This window comes from Aquabacterium sp. A08 (assembly GCF_011742065.1).
Map to the genome: position 1 here is coordinate 1 of NZ_JAAQQT010000597.1, position 26,551 is coordinate 26,551.

The window sequence follows — 26,551 nt, forward strand, 5'->3', positions numbered from 1 at the left end:
CTGGCCCTGCACCGGCTGCTGCGCCAGCGCCTGCCCGGCTACGACTACGACCGCCACATGGGCGGTGCGGTGTACCTGTTCCTGCGCGGGCTGCAAGGGCCGGCGCAAGGCGTGCACGCCGAACGCCCGCCGCGCGCCCTGATCGAGGCGCTGGACCGCCTGTTCGGTGACACCGCCCCCGCAGAGGCCCCGCCATGCTCCTGACCCCCCACCCCCTGCCCCCCGCCACCGCCGCGCTGCTGGCGGTGCTGGACGCCTGGGCCACGCGCGGCTGGCTGCGCCCGCTGGACGCCGCCTTCGCCCGCTACCTGGCGGGCGAGGCACCCGACGCCGCCCCACCGCTGCTGCTGGCCGCCGCGCTGGCCAGCCACCAGCTGGGCCGCGGCCACGCCTGCCTGGCGCTGGACGAGGTGCTGCGCGCCCCGCTGCACGCCCTGTCGCTGCCGCCCGACGAGGCCCCCGACCCCGACGCGGCACCCACCTCCACCCCGGCCGAGTTGCTGGCCCCGCTGACCTTGGCCGCCTGGAAGGCCGCGCTGCAACACCCACAACTGGTGGCCCCCGGTGCCGGCGCCACGCCCCTGGTGCTGCAAGGCGCGCGGCTGTACCTGCGCCGCTACTGGCAGCACGAACAGGGCGTGCGGCGCGCCCTCGCCACGCGCCTGGCCGGCCTGCCCGGGCTGGACCACGCCGCCAGCCGCCCCTGGCTGGACGCCCTGTTCCCGCCGCCCCAGGCGCCCGAGGCCGCCCCCGCCACCGACTGGCAAAAAATCGCCTGCGCCGTGGCCGCGCGCAGCGGCTTCGGCCTCATCACCGGCGGGCCGGGCACCGGCAAAACCACCACCGTGGTGCGGCTGCTGGCGCTGCTGCAAACCCAGGCCCTGCACGGCGGTGCGGCGCCCGGCCAGCCGCTGCGCATCCGGCTGGCGGCCCCCACCGGCAAGGCCGCCGCGCGGCTCAACAGCGCCATCGCCGCGGCCGTGGCCACGCTGCCACTGGCCCAGCTGCCCGGCGGCGACGCGCTGCGCGCGCACATCCCCACCCAGGTGGTCACGCTGCACCGCCTGCTCGGGCCGCGGCCCGACAGCCGCCACTTCCGCCACCACGCCGGCCACCCCCTGCCGCTGGACGTGCTGGTGGTGGACGAGGCCTCCATGGTGGACCTGGAACTGATGCACGCGGTGCTCGACGCCCTGCCGCCCGAGGCGCGGCTGGTGCTGCTGGGCGACAAGGACCAGCTGGCCTCGGTCGAGGCCGGCGCCGTGCTCGGCCAGCTGTGCGCCCACGCCGCCGCCGGCCGCTACCGGCCCGACACCGCCGCCTGGATCGCCGCCGCCACCGGCCAGGCCGTGCCGCCCGAGCTGACCGACCCCGACGGCCCCGCGCTGAGCCAGCACACCGTGATGCTGCGCCACAGCCGGCGCTTTGCCGGCGACAGCGGCATCGGCCAGCTGGCGCTGGCCGTCAACCAGGGTGAAGCCGACGCGGGCTGGGCCCTGCTGGCCAGTCCGCGGCCCGACCTGCGCAGCCTGCGCGCCGGCCCGCAGCGGCTGGAGGCCCTGCGCGATCTGGTGGTGGACGGCGACCCCGCCCGCGGCGCCGCAGGCTACCGCCACTACCTGGCCTGCCTGCGCGACGATCGCCCCCCGCTGGACGCGCCAGCGGCCGCCTTCGACGCTTGGGCCGAACGGGTGCTGGCCACCCACGGCGGCTTCCAGGTGCTGTGCGCGCTGCGCCAGGGCCCCTGGGGGGTGGCCGGGCTGAACCACCGCATTGCCCAGTGGCTGCACGCCGCCGGCTGGCTCGACGCCCCCAGCGGCTGGTACCCCGGCCGCCCGGTACTGGTCACCCGCAACGACCACGCCCTGGGCCTGATGAACGGCGACATCGGCATCGCCCTCACCGTGCCCCACCCCGACCCGGTCGTGGGCGGCTGGACGCGCCGCGTCGCCTTCCCCCGCGCCGACGGCCAGCCCGGCGTGCGCTGGGTGCTGCCCAGCCGCCTCACCGCGGTGGAAACCGTGTTCGCCCTCACCGTGCACAAGTCGCAGGGCTCCGAATTCGCCCACGCCGCGCTGGTGCTGCCCGACCACCCCAGCCCGGTGCTCACCCGCGAACTGGTGTACACCGGCCTGACCCGCGCCAAAACCTGCCTGAGCGTGGTGCACACCGGCCCGCGCAGCGTCTGGGACGCCGCCGTGCAGCGCCGCACCCTGCGCGCCGGCGGCCTGGCCGAAGGCGTGTGACCGCCCGGCCGGGCGGGGCGTACCCCCTGGGGTCTGCTACGATGAATGGGTTTTGCCCCACCCAGACCCCAGTCCCATGACCTACTGCGTCGCTGTCAAAATCAAAGCCGGCATGGTGTTCCTGTCCGACTCCCGCACCAACGCCGGACTCGACCAGATCAGCACCTTCCGCAAGATGATCGTCTACGAAAAGCCGGGCGATCGCTTCATGTGCCTGCTCTCGGCCGGCAACCTCAGCATCTCGCAGTCCATCCGCGAAATCCTGCAGGTTGAAAAAGTGCCCAACCCCGACGGCGGCGAAGCCCTCACCATCTGGAACGCCACCAGCATGTTCGACGTGGCCCGGGTGCTCGGCTCGGCGGTGCGCCACGTTTACCAGCGCGATGGCGAAGCGCTGCAGCGTGCCGGCGTGGACTTCAATGTCAGCATGATCCTGGGCGGCCAGATCGCCGGCGAAGGCATGCGCCTGTTCCAGATCTACTCGCCCGGCAACTTCATCGAGGCCACGCCCGAAACGCCCTTCTTCCAGATCGGCGAAAGCAAGTACGGCAAGCCGGTGCTGGACCGCGTCATCACCCCCGACACCCCGCTGGACGAGGCCGCCAAGTGCGCGCTCATCTCCATGGACTCCACGCTCAAGTCCAACCTGTCGGTCGGGCTGCCGCTGGACCTGGCGGTGTACGAGGCCGACCGCCTGGCCAGCGACCGCGTGGTCTGCATCGACGAGCAGAACCCCTACTTCCGCATGCTGCACGACACCTGGGGCGTCAAGCTGCGCGAGGTGTTCGACAGCATCGAACACCCGGCCTGGGACGGCAGCGCCAGCCCGCACCCGCTGATGGACGTGCCCAGCCGCCACCGCCCGCTGAAAAAGCTCGGCAGCGCGCAGGAAAAACTGGTCTGATGACGCCGCCGCGCGAACCCTCGGCGCCCCACCCCACGGTGGTGTTCGCGCACGGCAACAGCTTTCCCGGCGGCACCTACGGCGTGCTGTTCCGCGGCCTGCGGGCGCGCGGCTACACCGTCAAGGCGCTGGACCGCTTCGGCCACGACCCGCGCTACCCCGTCACCAGCAACTGGCCGCACCTGGTGCAGCAGTTGGCCGACTTCGTGCAGGCCGAATGCGCCGACGCGCCCGGCCCGCTCTACCTGGTGGGCCATTCGCTGGGCGGCTTCGTCAGCCTGATGTGCGCGGCCAGGCACCCGCAACTGGCCGGGCGGCCGCTGGCCGGCGTGGTCATGCTGGACTCGCCGGTGCTGGGCGGCTGGCGCGCCAAGGCGCTGCAGGCGGTCAAGCAGACGCGGCTCATCGGCGCGCTGTCGCCGGGGCAGGTCAGCCGCAAACGGCGCAACCGCTGGCCCAGCGCCGCCGACGCGCTGGCCCACTTTGCCCACAAGCGCAGCTTCGCCGCCTGGGACCCGCAGGTGCTGCAAGACTACATCGCCCACGGCACCCAAGACGAGGTCACCCCCCAGGGCGTGCAGCGTGTGCTGCGCTTCGACCGCGACGTGGAAACCGCCATCTACAACACCCTGCCGCACCACCTGGACCGGCTGCTGCGCCGCCACCCGCTGGCCTGTCCGGTGGCTTTTGTGGGGGGCACCCGCTCGGCCGAAATGCAGCAGGTCGGCATGGCCATGACGTACCAGCTGGTGGGCCGCGAACCGTCGGCCCGGCTGCAAATGGTGGAAGGCAGCCACCTGTTCCCGATGGAGCGGCCGCTGGACACCGCCGCCGCCATCGACCGCGCGCTGCGCAGCTTCGCCGGCTGACTCAGGGTGTCCAGTTCACCCAGCCGGTGGCGGCGGTCAGCAGAATCAGCCCGCCAAAGGCGATGCGGTACCAGGCAAAGCCGACAAAGGTGTGGCTGACCACAAAGCGCATCAGCCAGCGCACGCACACCCAGGCCGCCGCCCACGACACCCCCAGGCCCACCGCGAACATGGGCGCGTCGGCCCAGCTCAACAGCTCGCGCTGCTTGTACAGGTCGTAGGCCGCCGCCCCGAACAGCATCGGAATGGCCAGGTAAAAGCTGAACTCGGTGGCCGCCCGCCGCGAAAACCCGAACGCCATGGCCCCGATGATGGTGGCGCCCGAACGGCTCACCCCCGGCACCAGCGCCAGGCACTGCACCAGGCCCACGGCCAGCGCGTCGCGCCAGCCCACCGCGTCCACCGTGTCGATGCGCTGCGACGGCTGCCGCGCCTGGCGCGCTTCCACCCACAGCATCACGAAACCGCCCAGGATGAAACCCAGCGCCACCACCAACGGGTTGAACAACACGCCCTTGATCACGTCGATGAACAACACCCCGGCCAGCGCGGCCGGAAAAAAGCCGATGAGCACGTTGGCGGTGAAGCGCTGCGCGGTGGCGTCGCGCGGCAGGCCCACCACGGTGGACAGCAGACGCTGCAGGTAGAGCGAGACGATGGCCAGGATCGCCCCGGTCTGGATCACCACCTCAAAGACCTTGGTCTTTTCGCCCGGCATGTCCAGCAGGGCGGCGGTGAGGATCAGGTGCCCCGTGGAGGACACGGGGATGAATTCGGTCAGGCCCTCGACCACCCCCATCAGGGCGGCCTTGAGCAAGAGCATGGGGTCCATACGGCAGGGGCGTCTCGGTCAAACCCCTGAGTGTAGTGGCTCCCCCGGGGTCAGCGGCGGTGGTCGCGCCGATCGTCCCAACGGTCGTGGCGGTCGTCGCGGCCCCCGTGCCGGCCGTCGCGGCGGTGGTCGTCGTCCCAGTGGCGGTCACGGTCGCGGTGCTTGTACCCGTGTTTGTGCTTGTGGTGGCCCGGCGGCGCCCAGCCGGTGCGGTACACCGGGTGCGGCACCACCACCACCGGCGGCGGCCCGTACACCACCCGGGGCGACACGTGGACCACCCGCGGCGTGGTGTGTACCACCACCGGCGGCGCGTTGCTCACGCCCACATGCACCCCCGGCTGGTGCACGCCGATGGACCAGTACACGTCGGTGGCCTGGGCCCCGCCGGCGGCCGACAGCGCCAGGGCCGCAGCCGCCGACCACAACCACGCTTTGGGGGATCGCCAGGCCTGGGAACACTTCGAGGTCAACATCTTCATCTCCTGCAAAAGCGACCCGGTGGGCCGTTGGGGCGATTACAGCCGCGAAACCCGGTTACCGGCGCGTGGCAAATGTGAAGAACGTATCAAGCCGTAACCCCGGGCCCGTTCGGCCCCTTGCTGGCGAAAAAAAGCGGGTCCACCGGCCGGTGGACCCGCTGCGCTTCAGGCCGGAACCGGTCAGAACGCGTGCTTGATGCCCACGTTCAGCTGGGTGCTCGTCTCACCCGCCATGCCGGGGGTCAGCGTGGCCGAGGTTTTGGCGGTGGCGCCGGCCTTGGCGTTGATGAACGCCACCTGGCCATAGGCGGTGGTGCGCTTGGACAGGGCGTATTCGTTGCCCAGGATGAAGGTGTGGGTCTTGTCCGCGGCGTTGTCTTTGTCCTTGCCCAGGTACAGGGCCGCCAGCACCGTGTTCTGGGCGGAGGTTTTCCAGTCCAGGCCCAGGCCGACCACGCCCACGTCGCTGGTCTGCACCTGCGCGGCATTCTGGTTCTTGCCGCGCAGGTAGTTGACCTTGGCGGTCAGGTCGCCCATGGCGTAGGCGGCCCCCAGGGTGTAGAGCGAGTTGGCGCGGTGGCCGGTGGCCGCGCTGTTGGCGCTTTGGTACGCCGCCGACAGGGTGACCGGGCCGGTGTAGGTGGCGCCCAAGGACAGCACGGACCCGACGTTTTCCTTCAGGCCGTAACCGGCGGCCAGTTTGACCGGGCCAAAGTTGTTGCTGTAAGAAATGGCGTTCTGCAGGAACACGCCCACGTCGTCGTTGCCGTTCAGGCCGTTGGTGTCGGAGTTGAAGGCCCAGTGGTACAGGCCCGAGAAGTTCTCGCGCAGGCCGCGCGGCTCTGTGGCCGCGAACGCCAGAATGGCGGGGCTGTACTGGTTGCCGATGGTGACGGCGCCCCAGTCGCTGGACGACACCACCAGGTTGGACTGGCGGCGGAACAGCCCGTTGACGCTGGTGCCGGTGTCGGGGTTCAGGTGGCCTTCCAGGTTGAAGCCCACTTTCAGGCCGCCGCCCAGGTCTTCGGTACCGCGCAGGCCCCAAATGCTGGGCGCAATGCCACCGCTGTCCAGGGAGGTGGAAGAAGTGCCGGCCGCGGTCTTGCTGTTGACCATCAGGCCCAGGTCCACGGTGCCGTACAGCGTCACGGTGCTTTGGGCCGCGGCCAGGCCCGAAAGCAGTGTCAGGGCGGCCAGGGCGGTCATTTTTTTGTTCATCTTGCGTGTCTCCATCGAGGGTTGCGCCACCAACGCGGTGGCGGCCCCCTTGGGCAAATGCCGTGCCTGCGCCACCGCCGGCCGCAAAAGTCGCCCGCCAGCGCGCGGGCAGACGATTGCTGTCTCGTGCGTGACACATTTCGGCACACGCTGCCCCCGAACGCCACACCCCCGGGCCGCCGCCGCGGCCTGTGCCACAGCCCCGGCCCACCCTGCCGCAAGGCCTAGAATTCCGTCATGAGTTCCGCACCCTCCCACGCCCCGAAACACCCCGCCCCCGCCGCCGCCGGCGAGGAGCACAAGGTCTCCAACTTCCTGCGCCAGGTCATCGAAAAAGACCTCGCCACCGGCGCCTACGCCAGCCGACAGTGGGGCGGCGGCCCGGGTGATGCCGCCTTCCACGACGCAGGCCAGCCCGACCCGGCCAAGATCCGCACCCGCTTCCCGCCCGAGCCCAACGGCTACCTGCACGTGGGCCACGCCAAAAGCATCTGCCTGAACTTCGGCCTGGCACGCGACTACGGCGGCGTCTGCCACATGCGCTTTGACGACACCAACCCTGAGAAGGAAGAAAAGGAGTACGTGGACTCCATCCTCGACGCGGTGCAGTGGCTGGGCTTTGGCTGGCAGAGCAGCTTTGGCGGCAAGACGGAAGATCACCTGTACTACGCGTCGAACTACTTCGACTTCATGTACCGCGCGGCCGAACACCTCATCACCGCCGGCCACGCGTACGTGGACGAACAGACCGCCGAAGAAATGCGCGTCAACCGCGGCGACTTCGGCAAGCCCGGCGTGGACAGCCCGTACCGGAATCGCAGCCCGGAAGAGAACCTTGCCCGCTTCCGCGAGATGCGCGACGGCAAACTCGCCGACGGCGCCGCCGTGCTGCGCGCCAAGATCGACATGGCCTCGCCCAACATCAACATGCGCGACCCAGCCATCTACCGCATCCGCCGCGCCACGCACCACAACACGGGCGACGCCTGGTGCATCTACCCCATGTATACCTTCGCGCACCCCATCGAGGACGCGCTGGAGCAGATCACCCACAGCATCTGCACGCTGGAGTTTGAAGACCAGCGCCCCTTCTACGACTGGTTGCTGGAGCGTCTGTGCGAAGGCGGCCTGCTCAAGGCCCCGCCGCCGCGGCAGTACGAATTTGCGCGCCTGAACCTGACCTACGTGATCACCAGCAAGCGCAAGCTGGCGCAACTGGTGAACGAGAAGAAGGTCAGCGGCTGGGACGACCCGCGCATGCCAACAATACTCGGCCTGCGCCGCCGCGGCTACACGCCCGAAGCCATCCAGCTGTTTGCCGAACGCATCGGCGTGACCAAGAGCGATTCCTGGATCGACTACAGCACGCTCGACGGCTGCCTGCGCGAAGACCTGGAAAACAAGGCCCACCGCGGCATGGCCGTGCTCGACCCCGTCAAGCTGGTGCTCACCAACTGGGCCGAAGTGTTCGGCTCTGACGCCTACACCGAAGACTGCACCCAGCCCGCCCTGCCCCACAGCGCCATCGCCGAAGGCCAGACGCCCCCGCCCGACCGCGTGTTCAAGATCGGCAAGGACGTGTGGATCGAACGCGAAGACTTTGAAGAAGTGCCGCCCAAGGGCTACAAGCGCCTGTTCCCAGGGAACGTGGTGCGCCTCAAGGGCGGCTACGTCATCGAATGCACGGGTTGCCTCAAAGACGCGGACGGCAAAGTGACCGAAGTCCACGCCAAAGTGATCGCCGGCACCAAGAGCGGCACCCCCGGCGCCGACAGCGTCAAGGCCAAAGCCGCCATCACCTGGGTGGGCGCCGCCGACGGCGTGAGCGCCGAAGTGCGCCTGTACGACCGCCTGTTCACCGACCCGCAACCCGACGCGGGCGGCAAGAACTTCCTGGACGCCCTCAACCCCGAGAGCCTGAGGGTGGTGACAGCGGTCGTGGAACCGTCACTGGCTGCGGCCAAGCCGGACCAGAAATTCCAGTTTGAGCGCCACGGCTACTTTGTGGCCGACAGGGCGGACCACGGTGTGAACGGGAAGGTGGTGTTCAACCGGGTGACGGGGTTGAAGGATAGTTGGGGAAAGTAAACTGGCCTTGTCAAAAAAGGCAGCGCTGCACATGCATCGCTGCCTTTTTTACGTCCGCAGAATCGGATTGCCGATCAACCTAGCTCATTGACTTTCAAGACTGGCTCACCTCTTGAGCGCTGGAAAAAGAAGAAATAAGGCAAAAAGGTAGGGGTGAGACAGCCCGCTCCTGCCGTCTCACTACCCAACCCCCAATTGATATAGGGGAAGGGATGGCGCTTGTGTGTGGGCTGCCAACAGCCATTTGGTTAAAGCGGAGCGCCAATATCAGTATACCTCACGGCTTCGCTTCGCGTCCAACTCTTTTCCTAGGTTGAACTTGTCCCCCCAAGCTGTAAACCAACGATCACACGAGGACTGCAAAGACAAAAGCCCAGCAGCATCCAAATCAAAAATCTGACCAACTTGGCTCTTAGCGATGTTACTGACATAGGGACAAGTCACGAAGTCCAACAGCAGCATCACCGCTTCGGCGTCCTCGCGGCAATATGCCTTCATGTGCGCGAGCTTATTGACTACGTGCTCTTCTACGAACTGCCTCAACTTTGCATATCGACTTTTCCCCTTTATATAGGAAAGCAGAACCGTGATAGAGAAATGACTCATGAAGCCTACTGAACGAACATAGTTACCCGAACCGGACTCCTCCTCAATCATAAAATGCCGAAGAAGAACAGAAACAGGCAACCAATATTCCCGACCGATGTGCGAGAGAGAGATTAGCAAGTAAAGACTCTCCACCTCGCGATGGACGTTCATCGTGTTTTTCTCAAGTTGCTGAATTACGTTATCGTGAATGTATTTAAACAAAAAATGCTTCAACTCGTACGAAATACCCTGAGCATGCAAAAAATCCACCGAGGCAGCAACAATTCGACAGAGCCGGATAGTATGATTAACCTTAGGACTCGCAGAATAGCAGAAAAACACATACTCCATAATCGCAAACATAGCCCTTGATAGCCGCTTACGATCACGATCAGACCCATCACACTCAATATAAGCCTTAAAAAGCTTATCAAGCTTGTTTTCAACGATACCAAAGCTGTAATTTAAGACATCGCCATAGGCGACATTCGACTCTTTGATAGCAGACTTATACCGAGTAATCAAGCGATTTACATTTATCGAGCAAACCAAGTGCCGAGCAGGCGCCGAAACAGAACCTGCCGAGGATTCCACCTCGCACAACGGATCGATTGCCTCATTTAGTAAGTTCGAGACTCGCTCTTTGGCAATGGTAATTTCAGTAATTATGGGCTTCTTGTAGTGTTTAATTTTCGCCGTATTGACGCTCAATTTTTTGGACTTAAGTATTCTCTGAAGCGACTCAAAGATCTTTACCTGGGTTGACTCCTCGTTATAAAAAATAAAGAAGTCATCCACATATCGAAAAATCTCATAATTAACTTTATGAACTAACTTTTCAACATCTGCCAATTCCCTGATCAGTTCAACATCGATCGACTGCAGGATTATTTCAGCGAACACTCGCGAAAATTCAGGACCAATGACGATTCCATTCGTCTCTTTGTGATTCAGGTCTTGCATGAGGGCATCAAACCGTCCTCCAAAGGTAACCTTGGAAGCATCTAGACTAAACTTCGTCTGATCTTTGCCAAGAATCGCCCAAGGCAACGAGTGCGTGTAGATACTATCAAAACACTTATTGATATCTATCTGCACCATCGCATCGTATTTTTTTTCGCAACGGTGATACGTATACGACTCAAAAAATCGATGAATATTCCTGTATTTTCTGTACACGAAATATGAGCCCAGTTGCTCGTACTCGCGGTCTTCTTCTTCGACACCTCCTGCGGTATCCAAACGCTCTTCATGGAGTTTGTCTTTGAAGTAGGCGTAACGCGCCACCGACACGGGGCGGCGTATTGAGAAATCACTTACAGATGTATGGTAAGTAATCAACGCGCTGTGCGTTGCAAAGAAGCTCGCCACCGCAACCTGATTTCGAGGATGCACCACGCTGAGGGTACGCCCGTCAAGATTATGGGCAACACGGAAATTAAAAGGGACAGTCCCCCACTGACATTTCTTTACAGGCACTGAGCGACGCACCTTCTGCTTACCCCATTCGGTCAGAGTCTCTGACGCAATGACAGCAGCGGGAGATATTCCAAACAATATTCGCATTGTGACATCGAGATCTGCTGTATCACAAATCCAGCGCAATTGGCCTTTTTCGATCTCAACGCCATTATCTCTAAGAAATCGAAAATAACCTCGATTTGAGAATGTCGGAGGAACTTCGAACGGCAGCATATCCGTCAGGACGGCCCGTTGCTTCTTGTGAGTTAGCGAGACACGGCGCTTAGACATACTTCCAAGCCCTCACGATTACCTGCAACTCTTTCGCACTAAAATTATGATACCGACGCTGCTCAAATCCCGCTGTGAACTTAAATCTCTTCAAAGACTTTTTGAGACTAGGACGCTTTAGGTCCTCTATAGACTTTTTTAGCCGTTTATCCAGGAGCTTTAGACTTGACAAATCATCTGCCAACGAATTATTAAAGTAAATCCCAGTCACCGCACAGGATTTACTATTGGAAAGGCGGGTATTCCCAGTCAAAAACTTCACTCGCGCCACCAACTTTCTGTATGCCACCTTCGGACTGACGGGCACCTCTCGCCAATACTCCGAAAATGCAGCTCCCATGCGTGCGCGATACTTCACGATCTTCGCAGCGCTCGGACTAACTACAACAGCACCTGGCTTTTCAACAAGAAAACGATAGCCCAAATACTCAAACTTCTTCGATGAGGGATCAGAGAGATCAAATTCCGCAGTTTTACCCGCATTCTGAGAAAGCCCGCTGCTGCCTAAAATTGTGACAATTGCATTCTTGTACGAACCAACAACGCCACCGACCGGCGGTCGTGCAAAAACAGCCACAATATCGTCAACATATCGACAATACAGAACCAACCCAGGAATTTCACGAATCGCCTTATCCACCGACCTAAGATAGAGTTCAGCCAAATATGCACTGATTCCAACACCACGAGGGATACCAGTCACGGCACCGGAAATATCTCCATAGGAATTCAGCACTTGTTTAATATACTTTTTCGAAGCTGAGCTTAACAGCTGATCTTGATCCAGCTTTTCAATCAGGCGTTGACGATTAACGCTTTCATAAAATGATGAAATATCCGTACGAACCAACTCAAAAGGAAACTCGCTACCCAACATATCTCGAAGCTGACAGACCAAGTCGTGACGGCTCGCCTGCTTAACACCGTACGTTTGGTGGATGTTTCTTTGAAGCTGCTTGACAGCAAAATAGGTCTCAGGCTCAGCGTCGATGCAGTAAATTTTTTTTCCCTTAGGCCCAATTTTTTCCGTCAGACTAATTTTGAATGTTGGCTTGAGCACCCTATTACTAACCTCATCCATCAACACATCGATAGCAGATGATTTATTCACCTTCAACGCAGACAACTCACTCCTCAAAAGACTCAACCGAGCATCAAAATCTTCAGTTGTCATCGTGGCTTTGATTTTTCTTAGGTCGCGAATACCTTTCACCTTTTCCCTTATTGCGAGCGTGTGAGGCTCGAGCATCGGAAAATAACGGCTCGCCAAGTCAGCTCCCTTTCGATTTTCAGCATCGAATATGCGACGAAAATTCTCCGCAGTAAACATTTGATCGAGCATCACCAATCACCCATTCCTATAGATTCAAATCTAACTGTCAGTAGCACGTCAACACAAGCCGATCTTGAGACCAAGCCCATGCTTCTGCCTACAGCCGTGCAGCGAATTTCCCGTTCCCACTCGCCCCAATCACCAATCGCTGCGTCGCCCGCGTAGCCCCCACATAGAACAGCCGCGCTTCCTCGCGCTCGTCTTCGCCCTCGGCGGGCATGCGCCCGGCGCCCACCAGCGCCACCACCGATAACGCCAGCCCATGGCTGACGTGCAGCGTCATCACCTTGATGCTGTCGTGCGCGGGGTCGAACACGCTGGACGAGTTGCGGCGCAGCTGGTGCGGCAGGTTGCGTTTGCGCAGGAATTCGGCGCACATGTCCATTTCGCTGTGGTGGCGGCAGAGGATGGCCATGTCGGCCCAGGCGTGGCCTTCGCGGTGGGCGGTGGCCAGCAGTTCGGCCACCTGGGCCACCTCTTCGCGCAGGGTGGGCAGGCGCACGATGAGCGGCGCCTCGCCGTCGCGCCCGCAGCTCACGGGCTTGAGCAGGGGCACGCCGTCGTCGTCCTTGTCTTCGGCGGTCAGCAGATCAGCGGCAACAAGGCTGGCCGTTTGCAGGATCTGCCGCGTGTTGCGGTAGTTGATCTTGAGGATGGTGGTGCGCCCCTGCGCCTGGATACCCACGCTTTTGAAGCTGAAGTTTTTGCTCTTCTGCGTGCGGTCGTAGATGCTCTGCGCGTCGTCGTACAGCACGAGCAGGCTGTTGGTGGCGGGGTCCACCATCTGCACCACCAGGCGCAGCCATTCGGGCGCAAAGTCATGGCCTTCGTCGATGAGCACGGCCTGGTATTGCCCGCTGGGGATCTGGCGGCGGTCCACGCCGGTGATGACGCGCTGGACCATGTCGGCCATCTTGTCACTGACCGGCTGGTTGTTGGCCGGCATTTCCTGCCCATAGGCCCTCAACTGCGCATAGCACCATTTGTGGAAGTGCACCGCGTGCACGCGGTCGGCAATGCCTTTGGCAGCCATCACACGCGCAATTTGCCGGGCCAGCGGTTCGTTGTAGCAGAGGATGAGGATGGGTTTGCTGGCCGCGGTCTGCGCCTTGGCCAAGTGCTCGGCGCGGTAGCCCAGCAGCATGGTCTTGCCCGAACCGGCCACGCCGTGGATGACCCGGTTTTGCCGGTCGGCCTGGATGAGTGTGCTCAGGCGAAAGTCCTTCACCTCCAGCACCAGAATGCCGCGCCGGGGGTGGATGATCACAAAGTCCGGGTGGGCGCTGCGCGGGCCCACGGGCACGTCGTACCAGAGCAGGTAGTCGTCGTCGAGCTTTTGCTCCAGCCGCTCGGCCACGCGGCGCGCCCCGCCCGTCATGCGCGACACGCAACTGCCCAGTGCGGGTATCAGTGTGGCCATCCCTCTGCTTGGTATTGTTGGTTTAGCAGATTTTGCATCATTTTGGGGGTGGGGCTTGGTACAACCCGAAACAGGCACCATCAAACCCACTGCGGGTGTGCGCACTGAAAGCAGCTATCCGTCCAAATTTTTGTTTCTCATAATTGACAAATATCCTTGTTTGCATATTATGAGAAACAAATGCCTGCAGCCACACCCGCAACCACCGAAGCAGCCGCCCAGCAGCTACAAGCCCTGGGTGCGCTGATTCGCACCGAGCGCAAAGCCCTGCGCGTGAGCAGCACCGCCACCGCCGAGGCGGCTGGCGTCTCGCGGGTCACACTGCACCGCATTGAAAAAGGCGAGGCGTCGGTGGCGGTGGGGGCTTGGGCCAACGTGCTGGCCGCCCTGGGTTTGAAGCTGACCGCGCTTGCGGCCAACGCAGCCAGAACCACAGCGCACAATCCGCCTGCCGGGGAATGGATTCCGCTGCACATCCGCCTGAACGACCACCCCCAGTTGAAAGCACTGGCCTGGCAGGTGCACGGCACGGACACGCTCACCCCCGCCGAGGCATTGGACATTTACGAACGCAACGCGCGCCACCTGGAGGTAGAAGCCATGCCTGCCCACGAACAGGCACTGCTGGCGGCGCTGCGCACGGCATTCACCAAGCACCGTGTTTGAGCGCCCTCACCATCAACGCATTGGGCACGTGCTGGCGTCGCTGGACAGCCGCTTGCTGCGCGAGCACGGCTGCCTGTTTGGCGGGGGTACGTGCATTGCGCTGCGCTATGGCGAGTACCGAGAGTCGGTGGACATGGACTTTCTGGTCTCTGACGCGGCGGGTTACCGAGATCTGCGTCAGCGGCTCATGGGCACCGATGGCATCAGCGCCATTGTTCGCCAAGGTGCGATGCCGCTGGTGGCCCTGCGTGAAATACGTGCCGACCAGTACGGCATACGCACCCAGGTGCAGATGGACGGACAGGCGATCAAGTTTGAGATCGTGCGGGAAGCCCGCATGGAGCTGGAAGTACCGGGGCCACAGGACGTGCTTTGCGGGGTGGACACCCTGACACCGCTGGACCTCGCAGCATCGAAACTGCTGGCCAACTCCGACCGACAGGCAGACGATGGCGTGTTCAGCCGGGACGTGATCGATCTGGCGATGATGAACCTGCGCCTGCCTGCCTTGCGTGCGGCGCTGGCCAAGGCGCAAGCGGCGTATGGTTCTGCCGTAGAGCGCGACTTGGCCAAAGCGATTGACCGCCTACAGAACCGCCCAGGCTGGCTGGAGCGCTGCATGCAGGCCATGGCCATGGAGATGCCCAAGGCCCTGCTCTGGCACAATATACGCGCCTTGCGGAGGGTGCTGCCTGCCGCAACCTGAAGCGCGAGGCTGTGCAGCCGTGTCATGATCACGCGCATGAACTTCGCCACCCGACTCCAACAACTCCCCTCCGTCAGCCACCTCGCCGCCGCGCACCTGCTGGACGCCGATGGCCACACCGTGGCCACCCTGGAAAACAAGCCCGGCCAGGCCGGCTCGCTGGCGGTGTACCACGGGCTGGCCCAGAAGCACGGCGGCACCATCACCCCGGCGGCGGCGGCCGAAGGGCTGCAATGGTACGGCGAGCACCTGGCCGACGCCCAGGCCCACCCGGGCAAGCACCCCAACATCGACCGCCTGCTGGCTTGGGCCGCGGGCAGCGCCAGCTACCGGCTGGCGCCGGTGCTCAGTCCTGCCAGTTGACCACCGGGCCCAGCTTGCGCTCGGCCATGAACATGGCTTCGCGCAGCGTGAGCGCGGTGCCGCCGTCGTGCCACGGGTCGTCCGAACCGGGCAGGTGGTAGCGCACGCAGTAGCACTCGGCTTCGCGGTCGGCCGCCAGTTCGGGCGGGTCTTCGGGGTCGTGCGTGCCGTACAGGGTGTGGTGGCGCACGATGCGCACCGGGCAGGTGGTCAACCCGCCAAAAAACCACTGGCCCTGTTTGACCACGGGCAGTTCGTCAACGCTGTTCATGCCCCATGCTAGGCCGCCGCCCGCGCCCCCCGCAAGGCGGACAACCCTGTGCGCAGGCCTTTTCCCGATTGATTTGTTCTACAGCCGCAATTGCCTCGGCCAGACCGGCCCGCGCCGTCCGGTGCGGCGCACCGCCGCCACCCAGCAACCCCACAGCGCGCCGAGGCGGGCACCCCGCGGGACAATGCGGCTGCTCCCTTCCCGTTCACCCCAAGGCCCTGTGTGACCCTGCCCGCCCTGTTCCCCTTTGACAACAGCTACGCCCGCGACCTGGTGGGCGCCTACGTGCCGGTGGTGCCGCAAGCGGCGCCCGCGCCGCGCTGGCTGCGCTTCAACCACGGGCTGGCGCAGGCCCTGGGGCTGGACGCCGAGCGCCTGGCCGGCGACGAGGGCCTGGCGGTGTTTGCCGGCCAGGTGGTGCCCGCCGGGGCGCAACCCCTGGCCCAGGCCTACGCCGGCCACCAGTTCGGCGGGTTTTCGCCGCAGCTGGGCGACGGCCGCGCCCTGCTGCTGGGCGAGGTGCTGGACCCGCAGGGCCGGCGCCACGACATCGCGTTCAAGGGCTCGGGCCGCACGCCGTTTTCGCGCGGCGGCGACGGCAAGGCCGCCGTGGGCCCGGTGCTGCGCGAATACCTAATCAGCGAGGCCATGCACGCGCTGGGCCTGCCCACCACCCGCACCCTGGCGGCCGTAGCCACCGGCGAAACGGTGCGGCGCGAACGCGCCCTGCCCGGCGCGGTGCTGGTGCGCACCGCCGCCAGCCACGTGCGGGTGGGCACCTTCCAGTTTTTTGCAGCGCGGCAAGACAGCGCCACCCTGCAGCGGCTGGTGGAACACGTCATGACCCGCCATTACCCTGAGCTGGCCGACAGCGCCAACCCCGCCCTGGCCCTGTTGCGCGCGGCCATCGACCGGCAGGCCGCGCTGGTGGCGCGCTGGATGGGGGTGGGCTTCATCCACGGCGTGATGAACACCGACAACACCACCCTGTCGGGCGAAACCATCGACTACGGCCCCTGCGCCTTCATGGAGGCGCACGACCCGGACACGGTGTTCAGCTCCATCGACCACCACGGCCGCTACGCCTACGGCAACCAGCCCGGCATCGCCCAGTGGAACCTGGCGCGGCTGGCCGAGGCCCTGCTGCCCCTGATGGGCGCCGACACCGACGCCGCCGTGGCCCAGGCCACCGAGGCGGTGAACGCCTTCCCGGCGGTGTACCAGCGCCACTGGGGCGCGGTGCTGCGCCAGAAGCTGGGCCTGCGCCCACGGGCCGATGCCCCCGACGCGGCGCCCGACAGCGCCGACCTGGCCCTGGGCCAGGACTACCTGGCCCTGCTGCACAGCGGCCAGGTGGACCACACCCTGGGCTTTCGCCGGCTGGCGGACGTGCTGCGCGGCCAGCCCGCGCCCTGGCTGGCGCTGTGGCAGGCCGAGACCCTGGCCGCGGCCCCGGCGGCCCTGCAAACCTGGCTGACCGCCTGGCAGCAGCGGCTGGCCCAACAGGGCGAAGCGCCAGCGCAGGTGGCCGAGCGCCTGGACGCGGTCAACCCGCTGGTGATTCCGCGCAACCACCTGGTGGAAGCGGCACTGGACGCCGCCACCGACCGCGGCGACCTGCAACCCTTCGAGGCGCTGCTGGCCGCCATCACCCGCCCCTGGGCAGCGGACCTGGCCGACAGCCCCTGGGCCCAGCCAGCCACACCCGCGCAAAGCGCCGGCTACCAGACCTTTTGCGGCACCTGACGCGGGCCGCATAATGCCGCCATGAAAAAGATCCTCGTCCTCAACGGCCCCAACCTCAACCTGCTGGGCACCCGCGAACCCGAGCAGTACGGCCACACCACCCTGGCCGACGTGGAGGCCCAGTGCCGCGCCGCCGGTGAACGCGCCGGCTGCGCGGTGGAGTGCTTCCAGAGCAACTGGGAGGGGGCGCTGATCGACAAAATCCACGAATACGGCCGCCTGTACAAGGCCGGCGAGGCGCTGGGCTGCGTCTTCAACCCGGGGGCGCTGACGCACACCTCCATCGCGCTGCACGACGCCATCAAGGGCGTGGACGGGCTGCCGGTGATCGAGTGCCACATCTCCAACGTGCACGCGCGCGAGGCCTTCCGCCACCATTCCTGGATTTCGCCGGTGGCCGCCGGCATCGTGGTGGGCTTTGGCACCGACGGCTACCTGATCGCCCTGGACGCGCTGCTGCGCCGCCAGGCCCGCGCCGGCTGACCCGGCCGACCTGGCCTATCGCGCAGGCGACGCGGCGTGGTGGTCAGGCCCCGGCCCGCCGCCCACAATCCGTGGGTGAACATCCGTTATCTGTTGCAACTGGTGGGCCTGTCGGCCCTGTGGGGTTCGTCCTTCGTGCTGCTGCGCATCGCCAGCCCCGACCTGGGCCCGGTGGTGCTGGCCACGCTGCGCCTGGGGCTGGCCGCCGCCACCTTGGCGGTGCTGATGGCCGCGTTGCGCCACCACTGGCCCCGCGCCCACTGGAAAGAGGTGCTGGGCCTGGGCGTGCTGACGGCGGCCCTGCCCTTTCTGTTCTTTTCCTACGCCGCGCTGGAACTGCCGGCCGGCTACATCGCCCTGCTCAACAGCACGGCGGTGCTGTTTGGCACCCTGTCGTCGGCCTGGCTGAAGGAGGACACCCTGACCTGGCGCAAGCTGGCCGGCTGCGCGGCGGGCTTCACCGGGGTGGCGCTGATCGTGCAGCTGGGCCCGGTGGCCACCACCGACGCGGTGCTGTGGGCGGCCCTGGCCGCGGTGGCCGGCGCCGCTTGCTACGGCGTGGCCACGCCGATGATGAAGCGCGCCACCACCCGCATGCAGCCGCTGGCCATTTCGGCCAGCATCCACCTGGCGGCCGCGCTGTTCATGCTGCCGGGCGCGGCCTGGGCGGTGCCCGAGGCGCGCTTCACCCTGCCGGCGCTGGCCGCCGTGGGCATGCTGGGCGTGGTCACCTCCGGGCTGGCGTACTGGCTGCACATCCGCATCCTGCAGCACGTTTCGCCGGTGGCGGCCATGAGCCCGGCCTTCATGATCCCGCTGTTCGGCGTCACCTGGGGCCACCTGTTCCTGGGCGAGCCGCTGGGCTCGGGCGTGTACCTGGGGGGCGCCTTCGTGCTGCTGGCCACAGCGCTGGTGACCGGTTTCAACCCGCTGCGCCGCTTCTGGCCGGCCCCGCCGGTGGCGTGAATGGCGCCGACCAGCGCCGCATGCGCCAGGCCGCCCAGGTGGCCAGCGCGGCCGACGCCGCCGACAGCCAGAACACCGCGCCCACGCCCCAGCGGCTGCTGACCAGCCCACCCAGCAGGCCACCCACCACGCCCGACAGGCCGTAGCCCAGCACCGCGAACAGGGCCTGGCCGCGCGCCCGCAGCCGGTCGGGGAAGTGGGTGTTGATGAGCGCGATGCACACCGAATGGTGCGCCGCGAAGGTGATGGCGTGCACCGCCTGCGCCGCGAACAGCGCCCACAGCCAGGCGCCGGCCAGCGCCGTCACGCCCATGCGCAGGGCCATCAGCGCGGCGGCCAGCACCAGCCAACCGGCCAGGCTGATCCGGGGCAACCAGCGCCCCTGGGTGAAGAACCAGCCGATTTCCACCACCACCGCAAACGCCCAGAGCAGGCCGATCACGCCCTTGCCGTAGCCCAGCCCGTCCAGGTAGAGCGAAAAGAAGATGTAAATGAAGATGTGCGCCAGGATGTGGAAGAAGGCCGCCACAAAAAACCAGCGCACCACCGGCTGGCGCAGCACCGGCCCGATGGCGGGCTGGGTGCCGGGGGCGTGGCGCGGCCCGCGCCGGTCGGGCATGGCCCAGACGCTGGCCACCACCGCCAGCAGGGTCAGCGCCGTCCAGGCCGGGAAGCTGGCCATGCCGTGGCGGTCGAACCAGGCACCGGCGGCCAGCACCGTGAGCAAAAACCCGAGCGAACCCCACAGCCGCACCCGGCCGTAGCGCCGCGCGTCGAACACACCGCCCTGGCTCACCAGCTGCGACAGCACCGACTCGCTCAGCGGCATCATGCCGCTGGTGTGGGTGAACATGAGCAGCAGCACCACGAACAGGCCGACCGCGCCCCAGTCCCACCACAAGGCCAGCGACACCGCCAGCGCCACGCTGGCGCAGTAGCGCAGCAGCCAGACGCGGTGGCCGGTGTGGTCGCTCAGCCAGCCCCAGATGTAGGGCGCAAACAGCCGCGTGGCCGACTGCAGCGAGGTCATCAGCCCGATGGCGAACAGACCATAGCCCCCGTCCTGCAGCCACAGCGGCAGGTAGGGGTTGAAAAAACCGATGTGCGCAAAGTACCCCGCCGACAGCGCGGCGAAGGGCAGCAACTGCCGGCGCGACACCGGGCCGGCCGCGGGCGCCGTGCTCACGGTGGGGCCAGACCGCTCAGGCGTGACCGGGCGCGGCCGCGGCAATCGGGCCGACCGGCACGCGCACATCGCCGCACTGGGCGCGGTGGCGCAGGGCGTGGTCCATCACCACCAACGCCAGCAGCGCCTCGGCGATGGGCGTGGCGCGGATGCCCACGCAGGGGTCGTGCCGGCCCTTGGTGATCAGCTCCAGCGGCTGACCCTGCACGTCGATGGAGGGGCGCGGGATCAGGATGGAGCTGGTCGGCTTGATGGCGATCGACACCTCCAGGTCCTGCCCGGTGCTGATGCCGCCGAGCACGCCGCCGGCGTTGTTGGAGAGGAAACCTTCGGGCGTGAGCGCGTCGCCGTGGGTGCTGCCGCGCTGGGCCACGCTGGCAAAGCCCGCGCCAATCTCCACGCCCTTGACCGCGTTCAGGCCCATCATGGCGTAGGCGATGTCGGCGTCGAGCTTGTCGTACAGCGGCTCGCCCAGGCCCACCGGCATGCCCTGGGCGGTGACGCGCAGCCGCGCGCCGCAGGAGTCGCCGGCCTTGCGCAGCTCGGCCATGTAGGCCTCCAGCGCCGAGGTGTCGGCCACCGGCGCAAAGAAGGGGTTGTTCGGCACGTGGTCCCAGTGCTCGAACGGGATGTCCACCTCGCCCACGGCGGTCATGCAGCCGCGGAAGGTGGTGCCGAACTTTTCTTTCAGCCATTTTTTGGCCACGGCCCCGGCGGCCACGGTGGGCGCCGTCAGCCGGGCCGAGGAACGGCCGCCACCGCGCGGGTCGCGCACGCCGTACTTCTGCCAGTAGGCGTAGTCGGCGTGGCCCGGGCGGAAGCTCTGCACGATGTCGCCGTAGTCCTTGCTGCGCTGGTCGGTGTTCTGGATCAGCAGGGCGATCGGCGTGCCGGTGGTCTGGCCCTGGTACACGCCGCTCAGGATCTGCACCTGGTCGGGCTCGTTGCGCTGGGTGACGAACTTGCTGGTGCCCGGGCGGCGGCGGTCCAGGTCGGCCTGGATGTCGGCCTCGCACAGCGCCAGGCCCGGCGGGCAGCCGTCGATGACGCAGCCGATGGCCGGGCCGTGGGATTCGCCGAAATTGGTGACGGTGAAAAGGGTGCCGAAGGTGTTGCCGCTCATGGGCCGGATTATCCCAGACGCCGGCGCGCCGCCGCGGCGGGGCCGCCGGCGCCCAGGACGGTGCGCCGCAGCCCCGCGCCGGTGCGCCGTTTGGCGGCCATCAGAACTCGGCGTCGAGTTCGTCGATCTCGTCCGGCTCCGCCTGGGCCGCCGCCACCCAGGCCCGCATGTCGGGCAGCGCCATCACGGTGACGCAGTAGGCCACGCAGGCCGGTGGCAAGGTCACGTCGTAGGTGACGAAGCGGGTGACCACCGGGGCAAACATCGCGTCGGCCATGCCGGGCCGGGCGCCGAACAGGTAAGGGCCGCCATAGGTGGCCAGGCAGTCGGTCCAGATCTCGACGATGCGGTCGATGTCGGCCTGCGCCCGCGACCACGGCTTGAAGCCCGGATAGCGCGCCTTGATGTTCATGGGCAGCGAAGACCGCAGCGCCGAGAAGCCGGAATGCATCTCGCCGCAGACGGCGCGGCAGTGGGCGCGGGCGGCCCGGTCGGCGGGCAGCAGCCCGGCCTGGGGGGCGAGTTCGTGCAGGTATTCGCCAATGGCCAGCGTGTCCCAGACGTGGACGCCGTCATGGTCCAGCGCCGGCACCCGGATGGAGGAGGACAGCAGCAGCATTTCGGCCTTCATGGCCGGGTCGTCGGGGGAGACGGTGTGTTCCTCGAAGTCCAGCCCGGCCAGCCGGGCCATGAGCCAGCCGCGCAAGGACCAGGCGCCGTAGTTCTTGCTGCTGAGGGTGAGTACCGCTGTGCCCATGCTTTGCTCCTCGGGAGGTTGTGGCCCAGGACTGAGCAAACCCTGTGCCATGCGCCAGCGCGGCCCACGCACCAAAACCGCGCAGCGCCCGGCTGGCCCGGGACTTGCCTGTGTGGCCCCAGCTTCACCGGAAAGAACCCCATGCTGTACCAGGCCTACCAGTTTCATTCCGATCTGCTGTCACCCCTGCGGCTGACGGCCCAAAGCCTGGGCGCTGCGCTCTGGCTGCGCCACACCGAGCGCAGCGCGCTGCGCCAGGTGGCGGCGGCCTGCGAGGTGCTCTCGCGCCTGCGCCTGACGCACACCCGGCCGGCCTACGGCATCGACCAGGTGCTGGTGGACGGCCAGGCCGTGCCGGTGGTGGAAGAAGCCCCGTTGCGCCTGCCCTTCGGCACGCTGCTGCACTTCCGCAAAGACGCGCCGGGCCTGGCGCCGCAGCCCAAGGTGCTGCTGGCCGCGCCGCTGTCGGGCCACTTTGCCACGCTGCTGCGCGAAACCGTGCGCACCCTGCTGCAGGACCACGACGTTTACATCACCGACTGGCACAACGCCCGCGACGTGTCGCTGCGCCACGGCGAGTTCGGGCTGGACGACTACACCGGCTACCTGATGCGTTTCGTGGCCACCGTGGGCGAAGGCTGCCACCTGGTGGCGGTGTGCCAACCCTGCGTGGCCGCGCTGGCCGCCACCGCCCTGATGGCCGAGGACCAGCACCCGGCCCAGCCGCGCAGCCTGACGCTGATGGCCGGCCCGGTGGACTGCCGCGTCAACCCGACCGAAGTGAACCGGCTGGCCACGAGCAAACCCATCGACTGGTTCGAGCAACACCTGATCAGCACCGTGCCGCTGCCGCACGCCGGCTTCATGCGGCGGGTGTACCCGGGCTTTGTGCAGCTGTCGGCGTTTTTGAGCATGAACCTGGAGCGCCACCAGCACTCCTTCCGGCAGATGTACGAACACCTGCTGGAAGGGCGCGAGGCCGAGGCCCGCACCCTGCAGACCTTTTACGAGGAGTACCTGGCGGTCAACGACCTGCCGGCGCCGTTCTACCTGGAAACGGTGGAAAAGGTGTTCCAGACCTACGACCTGCCGCGCGGCGTGCTGCGCTGGCAGGACCGCACGGTGAACCCGGCGGCCATCCGGCGCACCGCGCTGATGACCGTGGAGGGCGAACGCGACGACATCTGCTCGGTCGGGCAGACGGTGGCGGCGCAGGAACTGTGCCCCAACATCCGCCCCTACCGCAAAACCCACCACGTGCAGACCGGGGTGGGCCACTACGGGGTGTTCAGTGGCCGCAAGTGGCAGCAGCAGATTTACCCGCGGGTGCGGGACATGATCCACGCCAGCGAGGGCTGACGCGGCGCGCCGTCAGGACAGTTTGGCCACGCCTTCGGCCGGCTCGCCTTCGGGCCAGTCGCGGATGTAGGCCTTGAGCATTTTGTTTTCAAAGTTCTGGCTGTCCACCACGGCCTTGGCCACGTCGTAGAAGCTGATCACGCCCATCAGCATCTTGCCGTCCATGACGGGCATGTAGCGGGTGTGGCGCTCCAGCATCATGGGGCGCACCTCGTCGAGTTCGGTGTCGGGGGTGCAGAAGTGGGGGCCGGCGTCCATCACCTGGCGTACGGTGGTGGCGCCCACGCTGCCGCCGTTCTTGGCCGCGGTGTGGATGACTTCGCGGAAGGTCAGCATGCCGGCCAGGGCACCGCGTTCCATGACGGCCAGGGAGCCGATGTCGAAGTGCGCCATGGTCTCGATGGCGCGGGCCAGGGATTCGTCCGGGGACACGGTGTACAACGTGCCGCCCTTGACACGCAGAATATCGCTGACCTTCATGTTTTCTCCTCTGTCGCCGGTGTGGCGTGTGCGGAGTCAAATATAGCCCACAATTGCGCCCAAACACACCCGAGGAGACACCATGTCCGGCTACGCCGACCCCGGCTTCGACACGCTCGCGCTGCACGCGGGCGCCGCCCCCGACCCCAGCACCGGCGCGCGCGCCGTGCCCATCCACCTGACCACGTCGTTCGTGTTTGAATCGAGCGACCACGCGGCCGCCCTGTTCAACCTGGAACGCTCGGGCCATGTGTACAGCCGCATCAGCAACCCCACCAACGCGGTGCTGGAGCAACGCGTGGCGGCGCTGGAAGGCGGCATAGGCGGCATTGCGGTGGCCAGCGGCCAGGCCGCGCTGCACCTGAGCGTGGCCACGCTCATGGGCGCGGGCTCGCACATCGTGGCGTCCACCGCGCTGTATGGCGGATCGCAGAACCTGCTGCACTACACGATGCGGCGTTTCGGCATCGAGACCACGTTCGTGAAGCCTGGCGACATCGACGGCTGGCGCGCCGCGGTGCGGCCCAACACCAAGCTGTTCTTCGGCGAAACCGTGGGCAACCCGGGGCTGGACGTGCTGGACATCCCGACGGTGGCGCAGATCGCCCACGAGGCCGGCGTGCCGCTGCTGGTGGACTCGACGCTGACCACGCCCTGGCTGATGAAGCCGCTGGACCTGGGCGCCGACCTGGTCTACCACTCGGCCACCAAGTTCCTGAGCGGCCACGGCACGGTGGTGGGCGGCATCGTGGTCGATGGCGGCAGCTTCGACTGGGAGCGTTCGGGGAAATTCGCAGAACTGACCCAGGCCTACGAAGGCTTCCACCACATGGTGTTCAGCGAGGAATCGACCGTGGGCGCCTTCCTGCTGCGCGCCCGGCGCGAAGGCCTGCGCGACTTCGGCGCCTGCATGAGCCCGCACACCGCCTGGCTGATTTTGCAGGGCATCGAAACCCTGCCGCTGCGCATGGCGCGCCACATGAGCAACACCGAAAAGGTGGTGCAATTCCTGGCCAGCCACCCCTTCGTGGGCCGGGTGGGCCACCCGCTGCTGGAGAGCCACCCCAGCCACGCCCTGGCGCAACAACTGTTGCCGCGCGGCGCCGGCAGCGTGTTCAGTTTCGACCTGAAGGGCAGCCGCGCGCAGGGCAAGGCCTTCATCGAAACGCTGAAAATTTTCAGCCACCTGGCCAACGTGGGCGACTGCCGCAGCCTGGTCATCCACCCCGCCAGCACCACCCACTTCCGCATGACCGACGAGGCCCTGGCCGGCGCCGGCATTGGCCCGGGCACCATCCGCCTGTCCATCGGGCTGGAAGACCCGGACGACCTGATCGACGACCTGAAGCGCGCGCTGAAAGCGGCCGAGAAAGCGGGGGCCTGAGATGATCATCGACGTCCACGGCGCCCCGCTCTACGCCTACACCGGCGGCAAACCCTTCCACCCGGCCCAGCCCACGGTGGTCTTCATCCACGGCGTGCTCAACGACCACAGCGTGTGGATTCTGCAAAGCCGCTACCTGGCCCACCACGGCTGGAACGTGCTGGCCATCGACCTGCCTGGCCACGGCAAGAGCGGCGGCGAAGCGCCCGCCAGCGTGCAGGACGCGTCCCGCGCCGTGCTGGGCCTGCTCGACGCGCTGAAGATCGAGAAAGCCGCGCTGGTCGGCCACAGCTTCGGCTCGCTGATTGCCCTGCAGACCGCGGCCGACGCCCCCGAGCGCGTGAGCCACTTGGCGATGGTGGGCACCGCCTACCCCATGAAGGTCTCGCCCGCGTTGCTGGACGCATCGCTGAACCAGCCGATGAAGGCGATCGACATGGTCAACTTGTTCAGCCACTCCACCCTGGCCCCGCCACCGTCGGCGCTGGGCCCGGGCACCTGGCTGCTGGGTGGCTCCAGGGCGCTGATGCGCCGCGTACTGGCGAGCAACCCGCGGGTGAACGTGTTCCACCGCGGCTTTGTGGCCTGCGACGGCTACGACCAGGGCGAGCCAGCCATGGACCGGGTGCAGTGCCCCACCCTGTTCCTGCTGGGCAGCCAGGACCAGATGACCCCGCCGAAGGCCGCCCAAACCCTGAGCCGCCGGGCGAAACACGGCCAGACCGTGCTGCTGCGCGCCGGCCATTCCCTCATGACCGAAGACCCCGACGGCGTGCTGACGGCGCTGCAGCGTTTCCTGCAACCGGTCTGACCCGGGCCCACCCGGGGGCGGGTTGGAACGGTAATTGCTAGAGATGGCAACCGGCCTTTGGGCCAAGCAGGTGCCATCCGACATGAGCAGCAGCCAGCCCCTCGACCTCCTCTGGGTCCTCATCTGTGCCGGCCTCGTCTTCGTGATGCAGGCCGGTTTTCTGTGCCTGGAGTCGGGCCTGACCCGCAACAAAAACTCGATCAACGTCGCGGCCAAGAACATCTCGGACTTTGCCGTGGCGTCGCTGCTGTACTGGCTGGTCGGCTTTGGCCTGATGTTCGGCGCCAGCCAGGGCGGCTGGGTCGGTGCCACCCTGTTCGGCGCCTTCGACCAGTTGGGCCACGCGCCGGCGCTGCTGACCTTTGTGCTGTTCCAGACCATGTTTTGCGCCACGGCGGCCACCATCGTCTCGGGGGCGGTGGCCGAGCGCATGCGCTTTGGCACCTACCTGGCCCTGTCGGCCGCCGTCTCGGCGCTGATCTACCCGGTGTTCGGGCACTGGGCCTGGGGCAGCGCCG

Annotated in this window: 25 protein-coding genes and 1 pseudogene; 15 read left to right on the forward strand and 11 right to left on the reverse strand. The window is 66.1% G+C overall.

Annotated features, from left to right (window positions below):
* The 4 genes from HA630_RS08580 to HA630_RS08595 all read left to right on the forward strand — a co-directional run.
* A partial coding sequence (locus HA630_RS08580; RefSeq protein WP_166834091.1) for a hypothetical protein occupies window positions 1-204 on the forward strand: 204 nt, incomplete at its 5' end.
* The gene (gene recD / locus HA630_RS08585) at window positions 195-2,246 is read left to right on the forward strand and encodes an exodeoxyribonuclease V subunit alpha (protein ID WP_166834092.1); all 2,052 of its coding nucleotides are present in this window, start codon (window positions 195-197) and stop codon (window positions 2,244-2,246) included. The genes HA630_RS08580 and recD, both read left to right, overlap by 10 nt.
* 76 nt (window positions 2,247-2,322) lie before the next feature.
* The gene (locus HA630_RS08590; RefSeq protein ID WP_166834094.1) at window positions 2,323-3,150 is read left to right on the forward strand and encodes a proteasome-type protease; all 828 of its coding nucleotides are present in this window, start codon (window positions 2,323-2,325) and stop codon (window positions 3,148-3,150) included.
* Entirely contained in the window at window positions 3,150-4,019 is an 870-nt protein-coding gene (locus HA630_RS08595; RefSeq protein ID WP_166834096.1) for an alpha/beta hydrolase, read from the forward strand. Before HA630_RS08590 ends, HA630_RS08595 begins: the two co-directional genes overlap by 1 nt.
* A gap of 1 nt (window position 4,020) precedes the next feature.
* Here HA630_RS08595 and HA630_RS08600 read toward each other — a convergent pair whose 3' ends face one another.
* From HA630_RS08600 to HA630_RS08610, 3 genes are all read right to left on the reverse strand, one after another.
* Entirely contained in the window at window positions 4,021-4,851 is an 831-nt protein-coding gene (locus HA630_RS08600) for an undecaprenyl-diphosphate phosphatase (protein WP_166834098.1), read from the reverse strand.
* 50 nt (window positions 4,852-4,901) lie between these two features.
* Complete coding sequence (locus tag HA630_RS08605; protein WP_208300036.1) at window positions 4,902-5,327, reverse strand: hypothetical protein; 426 nt, start codon at window positions 5,325-5,327, stop codon at window positions 4,902-4,904.
* A gap of 186 nt (window positions 5,328-5,513) precedes the next feature.
* Window positions 5,514-6,551, reverse strand: coding sequence for a porin (locus HA630_RS08610; protein ID WP_166834100.1), 1,038 nt, complete (start codon window positions 6,549-6,551; stop codon window positions 5,514-5,516).
* A gap of 237 nt (window positions 6,552-6,788) precedes the next feature.
* Here HA630_RS08610 and HA630_RS08615 point away from each other — a divergent pair, with 237 nt between their 5' ends.
* The gene (locus tag HA630_RS08615) at window positions 6,789-8,639 is read left to right on the forward strand and encodes a glutamine--tRNA ligase/YqeY domain fusion protein (RefSeq protein WP_166834102.1); all 1,851 of its coding nucleotides are present in this window, start codon (window positions 6,789-6,791) and stop codon (window positions 8,637-8,639) included.
* A 267-nt stretch (window positions 8,640-8,906) separates the two neighbouring features.
* Here the strand turns inward: HA630_RS08615 and drt3b are convergent, their stop codons facing one another.
* The 3 genes from drt3b to HA630_RS08630 all read right to left on the reverse strand — a co-directional run bounded on the left by drt3b (window position 8,907) and on the right by HA630_RS08630 (window position 13,732).
* Window positions 8,907-10,979, reverse strand: a complete 2,073-nt coding sequence (drt3b, locus tag HA630_RS08620) for an antiviral reverse transcriptase Drt3b (RefSeq protein WP_208300037.1) — start codon at window positions 10,977-10,979, stop codon at window positions 8,907-8,909.
* Window positions 10,972-12,321, reverse strand: coding sequence for an antiviral reverse transcriptase Drt3a (gene drt3a, locus HA630_RS08625; protein WP_166834136.1), 1,350 nt, complete (start codon window positions 12,319-12,321; stop codon window positions 10,972-10,974). The genes drt3b and drt3a overlap by 8 nt, the downstream gene beginning before the upstream one ends.
* A gap of 88 nt (window positions 12,322-12,409) precedes the next feature.
* On the reverse strand, window positions 12,410-13,732 hold the full coding sequence (locus tag HA630_RS08630; protein ID WP_208300038.1) for a DEAD/DEAH box helicase: 1,323 nt from the start codon (window positions 13,730-13,732) through the stop codon (window positions 12,410-12,412).
* A 180-nt stretch (window positions 13,733-13,912) separates the two neighbouring features.
* Between HA630_RS08630 and HA630_RS08635 the strand changes: the two genes are divergently transcribed.
* From HA630_RS08635 to HA630_RS08645, 3 genes are read left to right on the forward strand one after another with little or no spacing between them, the layout of a single operon-like run.
* Complete coding sequence (locus HA630_RS08635) at window positions 13,913-14,398, forward strand: helix-turn-helix domain-containing protein (protein WP_166834106.1); 486 nt, start codon at window positions 13,913-13,915, stop codon at window positions 14,396-14,398.
* Between the two features lie 28 nt (window positions 14,399-14,426).
* Entirely contained in the window at window positions 14,427-15,104 is a 678-nt protein-coding gene (locus tag HA630_RS08640; RefSeq protein WP_371809230.1) for a nucleotidyl transferase AbiEii/AbiGii toxin family protein, read from the forward strand.
* A 36-nt stretch (window positions 15,105-15,140) separates the two neighbouring features.
* Window positions 15,141-15,467, forward strand: coding sequence for a DUF2322 family protein (locus tag HA630_RS08645; RefSeq protein WP_166834110.1), 327 nt, complete (start codon window positions 15,141-15,143; stop codon window positions 15,465-15,467).
* Here HA630_RS08645 and HA630_RS08650 read toward each other — a convergent pair.
* The gene (locus tag HA630_RS08650; protein WP_166834112.1) at window positions 15,451-15,738 is read right to left on the reverse strand and encodes a hypothetical protein; all 288 of its coding nucleotides are present in this window, start codon (window positions 15,736-15,738) and stop codon (window positions 15,451-15,453) included. The two genes, HA630_RS08645 and HA630_RS08650, sit on opposite strands and share 17 nt — an antisense overlap.
* A 222-nt stretch (window positions 15,739-15,960) precedes the next feature.
* Between HA630_RS08650 and HA630_RS08655 the strand changes: the two genes are divergently transcribed.
* The 3 genes from HA630_RS08655 to HA630_RS08665 all read left to right on the forward strand — a co-directional run bounded on the left by HA630_RS08655 (window position 15,961) and on the right by HA630_RS08665 (window position 18,933).
* Complete coding sequence (locus HA630_RS08655; RefSeq protein ID WP_166834114.1) at window positions 15,961-17,484, forward strand: protein adenylyltransferase SelO; 1,524 nt, start codon at window positions 15,961-15,963, stop codon at window positions 17,482-17,484.
* Between the two features lie 21 nt (window positions 17,485-17,505).
* The gene (aroQ, locus tag HA630_RS08660; protein ID WP_166834116.1) at window positions 17,506-17,967 is read left to right on the forward strand and encodes a type II 3-dehydroquinate dehydratase; all 462 of its coding nucleotides are present in this window, start codon (window positions 17,506-17,508) and stop codon (window positions 17,965-17,967) included.
* 75 nt (window positions 17,968-18,042) lie between these two features.
* The gene (locus HA630_RS08665; protein WP_166834118.1) at window positions 18,043-18,933 is read left to right on the forward strand and encodes a DMT family transporter; all 891 of its coding nucleotides are present in this window, start codon (window positions 18,043-18,045) and stop codon (window positions 18,931-18,933) included.
* Here the strand turns inward: HA630_RS08665 and HA630_RS08670 are convergent.
* The 3 genes from HA630_RS08670 to HA630_RS08680 all read right to left on the reverse strand — a co-directional run bounded on the left by HA630_RS08670 (window position 18,890) and on the right by HA630_RS08680 (window position 21,999).
* Window positions 18,890-20,119 (reverse strand): MFS transporter, encoded by a 1,230-nt coding sequence (locus HA630_RS08670; RefSeq protein WP_371809231.1) that lies wholly within the window; start codon window positions 20,117-20,119, stop codon window positions 18,890-18,892. The genes HA630_RS08665 and HA630_RS08670 overlap by 44 nt on opposite strands.
* Before the next feature lie 16 nt (window positions 20,120-20,135).
* Window positions 20,136-21,242 carry a chorismate synthase gene (aroC, locus tag HA630_RS08675; protein WP_166834122.1) on the reverse strand — a complete coding sequence of 369 codons (1,107 nt, stop codon included), beginning with the start codon at window positions 21,240-21,242 and terminating at the stop codon, window positions 20,136-20,138.
* Window positions 21,243-21,342: 100 nt separating this feature from the next.
* A complete protein-coding gene (locus HA630_RS08680; RefSeq protein ID WP_166834124.1) occupies window positions 21,343-21,999 on the reverse strand; it encodes a glutathione S-transferase in 657 nt (218 codons plus the stop codon).
* 141 nt (window positions 22,000-22,140) lie between these two features.
* Here HA630_RS08680 and HA630_RS08685 point away from each other — a divergent pair, with 141 nt between their 5' ends.
* Window positions 22,141-23,358 (forward strand): polyhydroxyalkanoate depolymerase, encoded by a 1,218-nt coding sequence (locus HA630_RS08685; protein WP_166834126.1) that lies wholly within the window; start codon window positions 22,141-22,143, stop codon window positions 23,356-23,358.
* A 12-nt stretch (window positions 23,359-23,370) separates the two neighbouring features.
* On the opposite strand, the gene HA630_RS08690 is transcribed toward HA630_RS08685, so the two are convergent.
* The gene (locus HA630_RS08690) at window positions 23,371-23,838 is read right to left on the reverse strand and encodes a CBS domain-containing protein (protein ID WP_166834128.1); all 468 of its coding nucleotides are present in this window, start codon (window positions 23,836-23,838) and stop codon (window positions 23,371-23,373) included.
* Window positions 23,839-23,920: 82 nt separating this feature from the next.
* On the opposite strand from HA630_RS08690, the gene HA630_RS08695 reads away from it, so the two are divergent.
* The 3 genes and pseudogenes from HA630_RS08695 to HA630_RS08705 form a co-directional block, all read left to right on the forward strand.
* Window positions 23,921-25,222 (forward strand): O-acetylhomoserine aminocarboxypropyltransferase, encoded by a 1,302-nt coding sequence (locus HA630_RS08695; RefSeq protein ID WP_166834130.1) that lies wholly within the window; start codon window positions 23,921-23,923, stop codon window positions 25,220-25,222.
* A gap of 1 nt (window position 25,223) precedes the next feature.
* A complete protein-coding gene (locus HA630_RS08700; protein WP_166834132.1) occupies window positions 25,224-26,033 on the forward strand; it encodes an alpha/beta fold hydrolase in 810 nt (269 codons plus the stop codon).
* 82 nt (window positions 26,034-26,115) lie between these two features.
* A pseudogene (locus HA630_RS08705) lies at window positions 26,116-26,551 on the forward strand (ammonium transporter); the annotation flags it as partial.